The sequence below is a fragment of the Candidatus Jidaibacter acanthamoeba genome, from assembly GCF_000815465.1.
Lineage (GTDB): Bacteria > Pseudomonadota > Alphaproteobacteria > Rickettsiales > Midichloriaceae > Jidaibacter > Jidaibacter acanthamoebae.
On the sequence record NZ_JSWE01000096.1, the window covers coordinates 94,079 to 109,138 of the forward strand.

General features: G+C 32.8%; 16 protein-coding genes and 1 other RNA gene. 5 read left to right on the plus strand and 12 right to left on the minus strand.

From position 1 onward, the window contains the following. Positions 1–1,578: a protein translocase subunit SecD gene (gene secD / locus NF27_RS04660; protein ID WP_039456374.1), complete on the minus strand. Its 1,578-nt coding sequence runs from the start codon at positions 1,576–1,578 to the stop codon at positions 1–3. Between the two features lie 128 nt (positions 1,579–1,706). On the opposite strand from secD, the gene glmU reads away from it, so the two are divergent. Continuing rightward, the gene (gene glmU / locus NF27_RS04665) at positions 1,707–3,023 is read left to right on the plus strand and encodes a bifunctional UDP-N-acetylglucosamine diphosphorylase/glucosamine-1-phosphate N-acetyltransferase GlmU (RefSeq protein WP_039456378.1); all 1,317 of its coding nucleotides are present in this window, start codon (positions 1,707–1,709) and stop codon (positions 3,021–3,023) included. A 215-nt stretch (positions 3,024–3,238) separates the two neighbouring features. After that, complete coding sequence (locus NF27_RS04670; protein ID WP_039456381.1) at positions 3,239–3,763, plus strand: hypothetical protein; 525 nt, start codon at positions 3,239–3,241, stop codon at positions 3,761–3,763. Between the two features lie 47 nt (positions 3,764–3,810). On the opposite strand, the gene NF27_RS12385 is transcribed toward NF27_RS04670, so the two are convergent. From NF27_RS12385 to NF27_RS04700, 9 genes are all read right to left on the minus strand, one after another. Beyond that, the gene (locus tag NF27_RS12385) at positions 3,811–4,065 is read right to left on the minus strand and encodes a hypothetical protein (protein WP_039456382.1); all 255 of its coding nucleotides are present in this window, start codon (positions 4,063–4,065) and stop codon (positions 3,811–3,813) included. A gap of 188 nt (positions 4,066–4,253) precedes the next feature. Further along, positions 4,254–4,505: a hypothetical protein gene (locus tag NF27_RS12390; protein ID WP_053332581.1), complete on the minus strand. Its 252-nt coding sequence runs from the start codon at positions 4,503–4,505 to the stop codon at positions 4,254–4,256. A gap of 197 nt (positions 4,506–4,702) precedes the next feature. Beyond that, positions 4,703–7,450 (minus strand): sodium:solute symporter family transporter, encoded by a 2,748-nt coding sequence (locus NF27_RS04685; protein WP_039456385.1) that lies wholly within the window; start codon positions 7,448–7,450, stop codon positions 4,703–4,705. 360 nt (positions 7,451–7,810) lie between these two features. Further along, positions 7,811–7,966, minus strand: a complete 156-nt coding sequence (locus NF27_RS12395; RefSeq protein ID WP_161791801.1) for a hypothetical protein — start codon at positions 7,964–7,966, stop codon at positions 7,811–7,813. A 44-nt stretch (positions 7,967–8,010) separates the two neighbouring features. Then, a complete protein-coding gene (locus NF27_RS12400) occupies positions 8,011–8,166 on the minus strand; it encodes a hypothetical protein (protein WP_161791802.1) in 156 nt (51 codons plus the stop codon). 74 nt (positions 8,167–8,240) lie between these two features. Further along, positions 8,241–8,396, minus strand: coding sequence for a hypothetical protein (locus NF27_RS12405; protein ID WP_161791803.1), 156 nt, complete (start codon positions 8,394–8,396; stop codon positions 8,241–8,243). Between the two features lie 379 nt (positions 8,397–8,775). Further along, a complete protein-coding gene (locus tag NF27_RS04690; RefSeq protein WP_039456387.1) occupies positions 8,776–9,675 on the minus strand; it encodes an AAA family ATPase in 900 nt (299 codons plus the stop codon). Then, complete coding sequence (locus NF27_RS04695) at positions 9,675–10,964, minus strand: sigma-54-dependent transcriptional regulator (protein ID WP_039456390.1); 1,290 nt, start codon at positions 10,962–10,964, stop codon at positions 9,675–9,677. The genes NF27_RS04690 and NF27_RS04695 overlap by 1 nt, the downstream gene beginning before the upstream one ends. Before the next feature lie 59 nt (positions 10,965–11,023). Continuing rightward, complete coding sequence (locus tag NF27_RS04700) at positions 11,024–11,713, minus strand: DUF6962 family protein (protein ID WP_039456393.1); 690 nt, start codon at positions 11,711–11,713, stop codon at positions 11,024–11,026. Positions 11,714–11,866: 153 nt separating this feature from the next. On the opposite strand from NF27_RS04700, the gene ffs reads away from it, so the two are divergent. The 3 genes from ffs to recF all read left to right on the plus strand — a co-directional run bounded on the left by ffs (position 11,867) and on the right by recF (position 14,305). Beyond that, an RNA gene (gene ffs, locus NF27_RS11580) (signal recognition particle sRNA small type) lies at positions 11,867–11,961 on the plus strand. Between the two features lie 115 nt (positions 11,962–12,076). Then, positions 12,077–13,204 (plus strand): DNA polymerase III subunit beta, encoded by a 1,128-nt coding sequence (gene dnaN, locus NF27_RS04705; protein WP_039456396.1) that lies wholly within the window; start codon positions 12,077–12,079, stop codon positions 13,202–13,204. Between the two features lie 3 nt (positions 13,205–13,207). Further along, positions 13,208–14,305 carry a DNA replication/repair protein RecF gene (gene recF, locus NF27_RS04710; RefSeq protein WP_053332582.1) on the plus strand — a complete coding sequence of 366 codons (1,098 nt, stop codon included), beginning with the start codon at positions 13,208–13,210 and terminating at the stop codon, positions 14,303–14,305. A 35-nt stretch (positions 14,306–14,340) separates the two neighbouring features. Here recF and NF27_RS04715 read toward each other — a convergent pair whose 3' ends face one another. After that, the gene (locus tag NF27_RS04715) at positions 14,341–14,703 is read right to left on the minus strand and encodes a ComF family protein (RefSeq protein WP_053332583.1); all 363 of its coding nucleotides are present in this window, start codon (positions 14,701–14,703) and stop codon (positions 14,341–14,343) included. Between the two features lie 9 nt (positions 14,704–14,712). Then, the gene (locus tag NF27_RS11145; RefSeq protein ID WP_152606844.1) at positions 14,713–15,048 is read right to left on the minus strand and encodes a double zinc ribbon domain-containing protein; all 336 of its coding nucleotides are present in this window, start codon (positions 15,046–15,048) and stop codon (positions 14,713–14,715) included. Positions 15,049–15,060: the final 12 nt, after the last annotated feature.

The following is a 15,060-nucleotide window of genomic DNA, read 5'->3' on the forward strand; positions in this document are numbered from 1 at the left end:
TTACAACATTAGTAGTTTAGGTTTTTTAGTTCTATACCACTTGGCAATTATAAGCTTTGTAAGTGAAACCGCCGTGAACATAGAGCAAAGTATACCGATTGTAAGCGTAACTGCAAACCCCTTAACCGGGCCTGTGCCAAATATATAAAGTATAATTGCAGCTAAAATTGTAGTTAAGTTTGAGTCTAAAATCGTGCTGAAAGCTAAGTTATAACCACTCTCAAGAGCAGAAAGAGGACTTTTTCCTTTTTTAACTTCTTCTTTTACTCTTTCGAAAATTAGCACATTAGCATCAACTGCCATTCCTAAAGTTAAAACCATTCCTGCAATGCCGGGGAGGGTGAGAGTAGCATTAAATAATGATAATGCGGCAATAGTCATAAGTAAGTTAAACACGAGCGCAAAATTAGCAACCATACCGAATAACCCGTAGAAAACAAACATAAGCAACATAACGAGGACGACTCCTGCAACTACGGCTTTTATTCCTGCTTCAATGGAATCGGCACCTAAGCTCGGTCCTACTGTTCTTTCTTCGATAATATTTATCGGTGCAGGCAAGGCTCCTGCTCTAAGCAGCAGTGCGAGTTCATTAGCTGATTGGATGCTGAAGTTACCGGAGATTGTTCCGCTTCCTCCTAAAATCGGCTCTCTGATTCCGGGCGCGCTGATAATTTTTCCGTCTAAAACAATAGCAAGAAGTTTGCCAGTATTTTTAGAAGTCAAATCCGCAAAAATTTTACTGCCTACACTGGTAAGTTTAAAGTGCACCACAGCTGAGCCGTTATTTACCGTAGTTTGAGCGTCGGTAAGCATATCACCGCTTAATGCCGCTCTACTTTTTACCACTAAAACACTTTTGCCGAAATTACCTCTTTCTTTTGTATCAAGAGGTAATAATTTCGAGCCGTAGGGCACTTTACCGTTTGCAGCATCTGAAAGCCTTACGCTATCATCTACTAAATGGAAGGAAAGTTTAGCTGTTTGCCCGAGTAGTCTTTTAATTTGTTCCGGATTCTCTAAGCCGGGAACTTGGAGAAGAATCTGATTATCGCCTTGCATTTGCAGATCTACTTCCTTGGTGCCGGTTTCATCAATTCTTCTTCTTATAATCTCTTGGGTCTGCGCCATTAAATTATTTTTAAGTCCGCTTTTAATAATTTGTGCTAAGGATAAAATAAGAACATTTTTATTTGTTTCAATTTGTGCGGTGTTGCCGAAAATATTATAAATTATTGTTTTAGTGTCATATACTGAGTCGGCAGAGGATAAATGGATAGTAATATAATCTTCGGTAATATCAAATTTCTCAAAGCCGATTTTTTCCATTCTCAGCTTGGTTTTTATCTGCTCTACGGTATTTTCTAGCTGCTCACTGAAATAATGTTTACTGTCAACCTCAAGTAATAATGAAGCGCCTCCTCTTAAATCTAAGCCTAAATTGACTTTATTAGCCGGAAAAGCAGACTTTAAGCTTGAATCCGCTATTTGCGGAAAAAGGGTAGGGATTGATAGATAGATACTAATAAGACAGGTAAATATAATGGTGTAAACTTTCCACTTAGGTATTGTCAGCATATTTTTTTACTTATTATCAAGCGTTGTTTTTAAAGCTTTTAATAGTAATAAGTGTTTTTATCAAGTAAGTATTTCCTTGAAGGATTGCTTTTTTTTTTCTAAGTTGTAAAAAAAATACGTTTTTACTTATGAATATCACGACTATAATACTTGCTGCGGGAAAGGGTAAGAGAATGAAAACAGCATTACCTAAGGTAATGCATAGTGTAGGCAATATGCCGCTTATTGAGCATATTATTAATTTAAGTCGGCAGATATCAACCGATATTAGGGTGGTCGCGAGCGAAACTTTAAAAGAGCATGCGGAATTCATGTTACTTGAAAATAAATATAATTTTGCTTCCTATATACAGGAAGAACAGCTGGGAACGGCGCATGCGTTGCAGTGTGCCGAGCTTGAAAATATCGGATCAGAATATATCTTAGTGTTATATGGAGATACTCCACTGGTTACCTACCAAACCTTAAACCAAATGATCGAGCGGGCAAAAAACAGTAACGCGACTATTACTGCTTTTGGTTTTTATGCGCAAAACCCTACCGGCTACGGTAGATTTATAACTGACCATGAGCAGAACTTATTAGATATAATAGAAGAAAAAGATGCCGCTCCTGAAGTTAAGCGCATTGATCTTTGCAACTCAGGCATAATGCTGATTAAAACTTCGGAAGCTATCCGGCTTATTAAAGAAATAAAAAATAATAATGCTTCGGGAGAATATTACCTTACAGATTTAATAAGAATTGCAAATGATAACGCATACTCTTGTAGTTATATTTTAGGCGATGAAGAGGAAGCCTTAGGAGTAAATGACCTAGCACAACTTGCCCGACTTGAAGAAATTTTTCAAAATAGGATGAGAAGAAAGATGATGAGTGAAGGGGTGATTCTGATTGCTCCTCATACTGTGCATTTTTCTGCTGATACCATAATTGTCGGTGGAAGCAAAATTTATCCTTATGTTTTTTTTGGGGCAGGGGTAGTGATAGAAAAAGATACAGAAATTTTCTCATTTTCTCATATTGAGCAATCAAAGATAGGAGCTAATTGCAAAATAGGTCCTTTTGCCAGGTTAAGGCCGAATAATGTTCTAAGCGGGGATAACAAGATAGGTAATTTTGTTGAGTTAAAGAATGCTAGGCTTGCGGAAGGAGCCAAAGCTTCTCATTTATCTTATATCGGGGATGCTGAAGTCGGGAAAAATTGTAACATTGGGGCAGGGACAATTTTTTGTAATTATGACGGTAAGAATAAGCATTTTTCCAAAGTAGGAAATGATGTATTTATCGGCTCCAATAGTGCTATCATTTCTCCCGTAAATATTGGGGATAATGCCTTGATCGGCGCAGGAAGTACAATTACTCAGGATGTTGAACCTAATGATCTAGCAATCGCCAGAGCCAGACAAGTTAATTTAAAGGGCAGGGGAAGGAAAAGAGGGTAGATTAGCATTAATTGCGCTAGGGGAAAAGAGTTAATCATATTTAATTAAGCAAAGTATAATTATGAAATAATAATAATAAGAAGAAGAGCAAAAAAGTAATATGAAATAATATCTTAGTAATTTTGATTAACAAGAAATATATAAATTAATTAAAAAAAATCTTGATTTTTTCTATATAATTTAATATTTATTTTTTTAATTAAATGAGAATAAAAATGAAATTGAAAAATAATAAACTTTTTATAGCTGTAATGAAGGCTACTGAAAAACCTAGAAAAGAACTTGCTGTTTACTTGCATATAACATTTTTTAATTATATAATAATGCTGCTTTCATTATTTTTTGTATTCATAGTTTATGAATATTTTCCTAAAGATATAGTGAAATATTATATTGATGTTAAGCTTGGTGTTCCTATAGTTGTACAATTTGTAATTGGATTTCTTTCAGCATATATAATGTTAACAACCATTATTCTACGGAATTTCAGGAAGTTTTTAGGCAACTTTTCTTCTAAATCATATATATTTACGCGACCTGATAGCATGTTAAACGATTTAAAATTTATCTCAACTTGGCTTGCATTCACGGGGATTGTAAACATAATTGTAAAGTTCTTTATTCAAGCACAAGGAGTATATAGCATTATCGCTGTTTACTTGGTGCAAAACTTAATTTTTTATTGGATGATAAAGAAAAATTTCTATAATTATAAAATTAGTAGAAAAGATAATTTTTAGTATTATACCCTATATTATCTGTGTTACCTTCTTTTGCTATATTAATTTTAACGCTTATTAAGTCTTCTTAAGCTGATTAACAAGCTGAGCCCTACAATCATTGAATTTAGCCCGATAAACAATGCCGAATAATAACCTGGATTATTTTGAACCAAGGAGCCTAAGATGAACCCTATACTAAGTGCTGTCGGTAAAACATATCTGAATTTTAATAATTGATATTTTTTATAATATAAATATAAAGGTAAGCCGAATACAAGTAAGCAGAAATATGAACAAGTTAAAACTATTAATAATGCCAAGAAAGCATACCCGCCTTTAATTGGTAATAATAAAAGAGAATATATTAGTGCTAACGGCCAAGGAGCTATTAAGAAAGCTGATAATGTTTCTCAGAATTTATTGGTTTTGTTCAAATTATTTATTTTCAATTCACCCTTTACTTTAAAAAGTATTAAATTCTTTATACTGCGATATACCGGGTATATTATTATTGATAAAACCTTAGATCAAAAAATAAGATGATTTTTTTGCTGAAGAGACCAATCGGAGTGCTAAGCAGAGTTAGGATATGAATAGCCTCTCTACCATAGTAAATTGATTCATCTACTTTTAACACCATGCCGTTATCAATATCCAGTCCTTTTGAGATAATCTCATTCATAAGAGTACTTGGCTTATGTGCATTTATAAAAGTTAAATTACCTATATCCTTTTTAATCTTAATCTCCGTGCAATACATTTCGCTTAAGGGGCATTCATAATCATAGATTAATCAAATATCTTTTTTAGCCGGTAAAATAGTGGTATTACTTATTTTTTAAATAATTGTATTTTTTTGGAAGAGTAGATTACTTATAGCAGTAATAATATAGTATTATTTAATTTGAACAAAATTACATGATTTTTCTATCTGGTTTGATTTATTATGCTGCTGAACTAAGCTTTTATCTTCTTTCTTTTCTTAAGTGCCGGGAAAGTTAGGATAAATTCAGTATACTTTCCTAAGCGTGACTTGCATTCAATATATCCGCCCATATCATGCATTATCATTTTGCAGAAGGCGAGACCTATACCGGTACCGCTTTTACTTTTTGAATAAAATTTATCAAATATATAAGGTATGTCCTCTTCCGATATGCCTTTACCGTTATCTCTGAAATACAGTTTATTATTTTTCGCTCTGATATTTATTATTACATTTCTTCCGCCGTACTTATATGCATTGTTAAGCAGATTAGAAAGTAAATGTTTAACATAATGCTTTGAGCCATAAAACAGGAAATTATCCGTAATGATAACCTCAATACCATCTTTCTCGGGGTTTAGAAGCTTGTATTCCAATATGCTTGCGGTAACACATTCTTCTATAGTAATATTCTTCTTATCATCGGCAATTACTGTGCTTTTAAGAGAAGCAAGAAGCCCATCAACCGTGCTTATACCCTGGGAACTAACTTTAGTTAGCATTTGAGTAAATTCTAATAAAGTATCCCCTTCTTCCTTATCAAATTTAATAGTATAAGTGTTATCTTTTACTTGTCTATTATCAAAGGCTCCCTGAAATAAATTATTTATGGTCACTGCACACATATTAAGCGTAGCAAGCGGGCTTTTTACTTCATGTGCCATAGCGCCGCCGAACATGTGCATGGTTTCTACTCTCTCTTCCTGTTCCCTCTCACGTTTACGTAGGAAAAACAGGGTAGCGAATAAGAAGAATAGGTATATGTATGCTATGCGGCCTGTAGTAGTGATCCCCTGGAATCCCTCTAAACTAAATCCGCTCTGCTTGAATAGAATGAATCCGCAAAGTGTGCCGATCGAATAGAGTAATAAGAACCTTCTTGCATCTACAAATAAGTATAAAGAAAAGGCGGATAATATACCGTTTACTACCCAGAACGGGTCATTAAACCCAATGAATAGCATATAACTTGAAACGAACGGCAAACAAAAGGTAATCAGGAAATACCAATAGTAATGCAAGTACTTTTCCAGAAATTTTTTGCTTACGATAAACTCTCTAAATAACAAAACCATGCAGAAGAAGTAGCCGATTGTTATAAGATAAGCAAATGTAACATGCCCCGGGCTTGAGGTAACATCAAGGCTATATAAAAAATAATAAGAAAGGGTAAAAGTGCAAAACTTTCTAATTTCTATTTTATGTTGCCCCGGGTTTTCTGCAAGTAACTTAATACTGGAGATTAAAAACTTATATGCATTTTTTATCGGGTCAAAAATAGCATTTGCAATCCTGCTTAGCATAGAATCTTTAATAACTTTAGGTGTTGCTTGTACTTGTAACCACCCTTTCGATACTTGATAATAATGCATACCGAATAAGCCGATAGCACTCCCTAAGATACCGAAGCTCCAACTCATAATAGCAAAATCTCCAACTATAATACCTGTAGATATAGTGAAAACAAGGGCGGTTGTTACACTTGCTAAGAATGATTTGCTATTAGTTTTAAATCCTAAAAATCCTGCTGTTGTGGGTACTAAAATTATAGGCTCCCAGAAGTTAGCAACATACCATATTAAATCTAAAATATTACTGCTTAATCTAATAATAGCTAAAGAAGAAATTGATAAAACTATAGTAGTAATACGAAGTGAAATGAGTTGTTTAGCATTACTTATGTTTGGGCGTAATACTTTAAAAACATCATTAACTAAAATAATACTCGCTGCATTAATTTTTGCTTCCGCCATAGACATAATAATTGCCATTAACCCGGATACCATTATCCCCTTAAGCACGGGAGGTAAAAGCGATATAAATTTTAGTAACGTTTCATTAGGTAATATTTCCGGATAAAAGGCTTTCATTTTATATGCAATTAAGCAAAGCGCAGCTGAAAATGGTATTGATATTAAAGCAATCATTTTTATTGCTTGAGTAAGCTGCTTGGTATCTTTTGCAATTAGACATCTTTGAATAAATGCGGGGTCTACCCCCGGTAAGAGAGAATATAACGCAAAACTAGCAAGTAAACTTATATTTTCATTAGATAACTTCACATCCAAATGAGATGCAGGTAGATAAGGAATTAACCCTTCAATCCCTCCCATTTCAGAGAAAATAACTATATATGATATTGGAATAATAAAGAAGAAGATAGCAAACTTAAAAATTTCTGTATGAATAACTGCTCTGATTCCTCCTAAAGCTGAATATACAGTAATAACCCCATAACCAATTAAGATACCATACCCTGTTTCAATGCCTAAGAAATAATTGAATACAAGACCTAATGCTAAGGCTTGTGCTGCTATGGTTCCAAAGCTATACATGGTTGATGCCAATGCCATTACCCATCTGCCAGGGGGTCCGTACAGTTTATGCATTATTTCCCCTAAAGTCATGCATTCTTTAAAACGAATTATATTACGAGCAATAACTTTAGAGGTAATTAACCAATATATAGGCCATAATAATTGTTGAATTATAAAAATTGCTCCGAATTCATAAGTTTTTCCTACTATACCTATTGTACTTCCTGCTCCTATATGAGAAGCAAAGATAGCACAAACTAATATTGTAATTGAAACACTTTTATATCCTATAGCAAATTCTTTTAAAGATTTTATTTTAGGGGATTTATATAAGCCAATTATTAAGCATATACTTAAGAAAGCTATAACAATAGATAAATCAATATAATTTAATTTTAGCATCTCATTTTCTTTATTAAGGAAAAGTTACTAAATTATAAGTCAAACGTTCATGTATTGCAAAAAATATTATGAAAACTTGAACAAAAGCAGTTAAATATTTTTAATAATATATTCTTAATATAAGTTCACTTACTTAAAACTTTATTAATTAAAAATAAATTGAAAGGGTAGACCTTCTTTATTACCCGTTCCTTTCTGGCAAAAAAGGCTGTTTTCTCCAAAGCCATTTTAATAACATTTTTAGCTACAAAAGTTTCTTGAATTGCCTTCTAATATAAAAATACACTAATAGGATGAAAATTAAAAATATTTTTTTAAATTTATTGATTAAAATATTAAATTTTTATTGTATGAATAATATTACCAATCTCTCTGACAAGAAAGGCTATTTTCCCCTAAAACTGACTCAACAACATTTTTAGCAACAAAAGTTCTTTTAGTAGCTTTTGAGGATGAGAATGCACAAACAACTAACGCTACAGCACTTAGAATAAAAGCTTTTTTAAAAATAGACATTTTGATTGCCTCACATTAATTTTGAATAAATAATAATATTATTATTACCAGTCTCTAGAGCAAGAAAGGCTATTTTTCCCTAAAACCGCTTCAATAGCATTTTTAGCTATAAAAGTTTCTTTAGTAGCTTTTGAATGAGAAAATGCACAAACAGTTAACGCAACAGCACCTAGTATAAAAGCTTTTTTAAAATTAGACATTTTGATTGCCTCATATTAATTTTGAATAAATTTTTTCTTAATTAAGAGCTTATACTTTAAATAAGATAATAATATTACCAGTTTCTCTGGCAAGAAAGGCTATTTTTCCCTAAAACCGTTTCAATAGCATTTTTAGCTACGAAAATTTCTTTAGTTGGTTTCGAATGTGAAAATGCACAAACAGTTAACGCAACAGCACCTAGTATAAAAGCTTTTTTAAAATTAGACATTTTGATTGCCTCAAAGTTATTTATTTACTTTGCAAGAGATTAAAGATTGTTAATTAATTTGACAATATGTATTTTATTAAGAATTAAATAATAAATAATTACCATTTGCTACGTTACGTCAAATAGCTATAAAAGATTAAAGTTTTGAAATATCTAATATATGTCTTACCTTATTATTATGTTAGTATAAGAGTTAAAAATTCAAAAAATAAGTAATATCCAACTTAAAAAATTTTTAACCAATGAATAAAGGTTTTTATACTATTATAAATATAATATTTTGGCTTAAGTAAGGTAAAGTAAGAAAAGATTTACTTAGATGCTATGGTCAAATATTGACGAGATACAGTAAAGTTTAAAAAATAATCTTAAAAAATATTTAAAAACATTTATTAAAAAACTCTTCATAAATATGTTTTTCTAAGATATCACATTTATTAAGAAATGAGTAATCAAAGGAAAGTTTTATATCTTTCAAAATAAAATAGATTTGTGCCCAGTTTAATATATTTCTTGTAGACATTAAAATAGTGATATCGCCGTTTATAAAACCTTGTCTTATAAGCTGAGCGAGAGTCACCATGCTTTTAAGTGTATCTTTAGGGATATCGGAAAGTTTTAATGCTAATACTTCAAGCTCTTTATCAGGGGGCATAAAATCAAGGTTGGTAATAATATTCCAGCGATCCAGCTGCGCCTGATTTATCGGGTTTGTTCCATGATAAAGGCCGGTCGGGTCGCCCAGGCCGATAGTGTTTGCGGTTGCAAAGATTCTAAAATGCTTATGTGGCTTTATTACGCTGTTTTGCTCAAGTAAAGTAAGTTTCCCGTTTGCCTCTAAAAGTTGTTGGATTACAAACATAACATCTGGTCTTCCTGCGTCATATTCATCAATGATAAGTGCGATAGGCTGTTTTAGGGCAAGAGGGATTATACCTTCCTGAAATGAAGTGATTTGTTTTCCTTCACTTAAGGTTATAGTATCACGGCCGATCAGTTCGGTTCTGGTAATGTGACCGTCAAGATTAATTCTAATACACGGCCAATTCAGTCTCGCTGCAACTTGTTCAACATGGCTTGATTTCCCGCTGCCGTGGTAACCGTTAATAAAAACTTTAAGGTTATGCTCAAAGCCCATAAGTATAGCTCTGGTTGTGTTTTCATCAAACACATAGCAATCATCTGTTTCAGGAACTAAATCGGATTTGCTGCTGAATTTATTTAATTCACCGAAATCAAAATCAAATAAACTTTTAGAATCTACTTTAATTTGTTCCATTAACTTGCATCCCTATATTGATCCAGCTTTTTCTTCAGCACCTTTATAGTTATGCCGAGAACATTAGCGGTTTTATCGTAATTTCCTTGAAATTTTTTCCAGGCATTTTCTATAGTTTCTTTTTCAGCCGCAGCTAATGTTTTTATTTCAATATTATCATTATTTACTATGGAATTATTGTAATCCGTAAGAGTTAATATTATGTCATTAGGAGAGATTTTTTCGTCTAAAGAGAGAAGTAATGCCCGGTGAATAGTATTTTCTAATTCTCTTACATTACCCGGCCAATTATAAGATAATAATTTTTCAGTTGCCTCATTCGACAGTTGCTTATAAGGGATAGAATTTAAGGCAGAAAACTTATTAAGGAAAACTTCCGCAAGGTCTAAAATATCATCTTTTCTTTCTTTTAAAGAAGGGAGCTTTAAATGAATAACGTTAAGTCTGTAAAATAAATCTTCCCTAAATCTCCCGGCTTTCACCTCCTCAGCTAAGTTTCTGTTTGAAGTAGCTAAGATTCTAATATCTAATTTTACCGGGGTACTTCCGCCGACTCTATATATTTCTCTTTCCTGTATTGCTCTAAGTAATTTTGCTTGAAGCCTTAACTCCATTTCACTTATTTCATCCAGTAGTATTGTCCCGCCCTGTGCCTCTTCAAATTTACCGATTCTGCGGTCAACGGCACCCGTAAATGCCCCCTTCTCATGCCCGAAAAGTTCCGATTCCAGTAAATTATCAGGGATAGCTGCGCAGTTAAGCGATATTAAATCTCTTTTACTACGTTTACTTCTATTGTGAATATATTTTGCTATAACTTCTTTGCCTACTCCCGATTCGCCTGTTATAAGAACGCTTGCCTCACTGGGAGAGATTTGGTCTGCTATTCTGATAGTTTCTTGAAATTCTTTTGATTTTGCAATCATCTTTGAAGGTTTATCACTTGTCGTAATCAATTCCAAAAGTGCAGAAATAATTTCTTCATCCGGTGGGAGAGAAATATATTCCTTAGCACCGGATTTAATAGCATATATAGCCTTTTCTTTATCAGCTTCGATTCCACAGGCAATCACCGGTATACTTATTCTTTCTTCTTTAAGGCTTTGGGTTAAAGATTTTATATCTTGTGAAACCTCAACCAATAATAAGTCCGCTCCCTTACCGGAGCGCAATGCCGCCAGAGCAGCTTTAATATCGGAGACATGAAAGATTTTTGCTCCACGTTTAGCCGCAATTTTACTTGCAGTAACTATCTGTTCACTCATTCCACCAATTACAATTAGTCTCATTGCTTACCGGTTCTAATGTTAGGATTATATAAAGATACTATATAAATAATTCAGATCTTTCAAATATTATAAACAACTTTAGAGTGTTTAGAAGTAGCATTGCTAATCTGAGTGTTTCCATTAGTAATCAAGATGTATTTTAACGTACTAAATATCATATAAAATGCTATGCATATTAAAATATGCAGCACAGCAGTACTACTTAACCCTAGAAATTTTATCGAAAAACCTACTTGCTCCAAACAACTGGCAAGTACTAATAAAAAAATTCCTAAAATTCCGGGTATAATTTTTTTTGATAAATTATTAGCAAAGCAAACTAAAAATATAACAAGCATATTAAAAGCAGCCATGCTGTAATAAAGAACCGCTATTACAAATTCACTACTTACTTCAACTACGGCTATAAAATAAAGTACTAAGGTTAGAATAGAAAAGATAAACATAATATAGGTAAATAATCTTGAGTTAAACATTGCCGCACACATATTCCAAGTAATGGCGACCGCTACTCCCAGGCAAACTAAATTCATATAATTCAGCGTCATTTTTAATAAATAATTTTTGCTATTAATCAGCACTCCTTCGTTTACTAAACCAAGTGAGGTTGAGATACTTATAAGTACTAAAAAAGAAATGATTAAATTTTTTAAAACCCGGTTCGTTGTTTCAATTTTATAAAAATCGATACTATAATATATGCATTGGACAACCAATACACTTAAAATTAAAATTATATCTATATACATCATAAATACTAAAAATACTTTTCCTTATTAGCAGAATTTTTTCTTTTTTTCAACGGGGCAATTACATAATTATATTATTTTTTAATATAAGGAGTTAGGTAAGATTTAAATAATTTCTTGCCTTTTTAATTTGAACGGGATTATAATTATAAAGGAAGTTAGTTGAGGGCAGCAAAGTTTGTAAATTTGGTCAGGTCTGAAAAGAAGCAGCCATAGCAAGTTAAACTGGGTCTTAGCTAGCTTCCACCTCAAATTTTATTCTCTTATAAAAAAAGTTCTATTTTGCTATCTTACTTAATTGATATTGAAAGTTGTAGAATATTGATTATTATGCTTTCAAAAGCAGATATTTAGGTTCTCCGTATGAAAATTGTTATAAAGAAGAGTAATTTACAGAAAGCTCTTAATCATGTTCAATCAATAGTAGAAAAGCGTAATGCTATTGCAATGCTCGCGAATGTTAAGATTGAAGCTAAGGATAGCCGCCTTGCTTTCACTACTACGGATATGGATATTTCAATAACTGATTTAGTTGAAGCTGAGGTTGACCAACCTTATTCAACTACTATTCCAGTGCTTACATTATATGAAATTGTTAAAAAAATCCCTGAGGATGCTGATATAACTTTCGAAGCATCAGCAGATAATATCAATCAGATTTTAGTTAAGTTTGCTTCCAGTAAATTCACTTTACCTTGTTTGCCGGCGGAAGAATTTCCTAATTTTGAACTTGGTGATACTACCCATAATTTTAAAATTAGCTCCGGTGCCTTAAAACTTTTATTAACTAAGACCCGCCATGCTATTTCCAATGAGGAAACAAGATATTATTTAAACGGAATTTATCTTCATAGTATTGAATCTGAGGGCTCTGGATTATTAAGAGCAGTTTCAACCGACGGCCATCGATTAGCAAGAGCGGAGGTAGCGCTTCCTGAAGGAGCGAAAAATATACCCGGTATCATTATTCCTAAAAAAACCGTAAATGAATTAATAAAGCTCGTGGAGGATTTTGATGATGATATAAATGTCGGTTTATCGGTTAATAAAGCAATATTTGAGATCGGTAATTCAAAATTAATTACTAAGCTGATTGATGGTAAGTTCCCGGACTATACTCGAGTTATTCCGACTAATAATGATAAGCAACTGGAAATTTCCTGTAAAGATTTGATTAAGTCCATTGAGCTTGTTATCTCAGTCTCAAGCGATAAAACAAGAGCAGTTAAGCTTGATATCGAGCCGTCAAAGGTGGTGCTTTCGGCAAGCAGCGAAATGAACGGTAATGCAAGCGGAACACAAATGCTTGCGGCTAATTATAATCTTGAACCAATTTCGATCGGTTTTAATTCAAAATATGTTTTAGATTCCTTAAATACTATGGAGGGTGACACAGTCAGATTCCTGCTTTCCAATAGTAGCGGGGCGGTAATTGCGTTAGATAGCGCTGATGATAAAAGCCTCTATATATTAATGCCTATGCAGGTTTAATCTTTGACGATATCTAAGCTTACATTAACCGGTTTTCGTAATCACATAAGCTTAAATTTAAGTCTCAACAGTAATTTTGTAGTTATTTGCGGGCAAAATGGAGTAGGAAAGACCAATGTATTGGAAGCCATATCATTCCTTGCGCCAGGGAAAGGTTTTAGAAATGCCGGCTCAGAGGATATTTTTAATAAGAATGATAACCGGCTTAATGAATGGGCGGTGAGTGCTGAGCTTGAGTGCGGTTATGATGATATCCGGATTACAACCGGTTGTAAGCTGGATACTTATCAAAATATTTCCCGAAGAATTATAAAAGTAAATGATGAGCTATCATATAAATCTTCAGAGTTGCTGAATTATCTTAAAGTAATTTGGATAACTCCTCAGACTGATAGAATATTTTTAGAATCACCGGGGGTAAGAAGGAAATTTTTAGATAGGGTAACTTATAACTTCTTTCCATTGCATGCCTCTCATATAGTCAACTATGAAAAATTGGTCAGATCCAGGTTAAAGATTATTCAACAATCTAAATTTGATGAAATTTGGGTAGCAGCACTTGAAAAACAACTCGCTACATTAAATTTTCAAATTTATCAAAATAGAACTAATTGTCTTAACATGATTAAGGAGTCGCTTAATTTAAATTCAAGTAATTTTCTTAAGCCCTCTATCGGCCTGATTGGCAGTATTGATAATTTTCTTATAGATATAAAAAATAATGAAGTTGAACAAATCCAAGAAAAGCTGAAATCTAACAGAAGAACTGATGCTTTAAGCGGTAGAACAAATTTCGGTATTCATAAAAGCGATATAGAAGCTTTTCATCCCATAAAGCACATTAAGGCAGACCAGTGTTCTACGGGCGAGCAAAAAGCTATGCTAATTTCAATTATATTAGCTCAAATCAAATCTATAAAGCAAATTAGCTCCACCCCGGTGATTTTATTGCTTGACGAAGTATTTTCTCACCTTGATATAAATTTTAGACAAAACTTAATTGAAGAATTATTTGCGCTTGAAGTTCAAGCATGGATTACTACGGCTAATGAGCATATAATTGAAGAAATTAATTATAAAAAAAATGTAGTATTAATTTAGTCTTAAAGTTTTCAGCTGTATATAACCGCATAATTTTAGAGATCTGAAGGTTTAACAGTCCTTGCAAAACTAAGTGCATGAACTTCACGTGCACCGTTTTGTTTCAGCACTTTGGCGCACTCATTTATTGTACTGCCTGTGGTAATTACATCATCAATGACTATTATTACCTTATCTCTTATAGCCTCTCTATAATTCTCATTGATTACAAAAGCGCTTTTCATATTTGCTCGCCTTAACTTTTGATTAAGACCGCTTTGTGAAGGCGTATCTTTAATTCTCTTAACTAAGTCGGGAATTAATTTTAACTTCGTATTTTTGGCAAGTTCTTTAGCAAGCACTAAAGACTGATTAAATTTTCGCTTCCTAAGTCGCATTTTATGTAAAGGTACCGGCATAAGTATATCTTAATTTCTTATCAGTTCTTCCCCGGCTATAAGCATTAATTTGGAGATGGTAAATTTAGCCTGTAAATTATCATTATATTTAAAATCATAGATTAAATGGTCTGAATGCTGATCATAAACCAAAGCAGCCCTAATTTTTGAGTAATAAGTTTTAAACTTATTACAGGGGCAGGAGCTATTTTCAAAATAAGGTATACCGCATCTATCACAAATGTTTTCAACAATAAAAGAAAGCTTTGACCAACACACTGCGCATAAGCTATTATCTTCAAAAGTTTCCGTTTTACATAATAAACATCTTGGTGAGAAAACAATCCAAGTAATTATACTTTTCAATTTTTTGAGCAT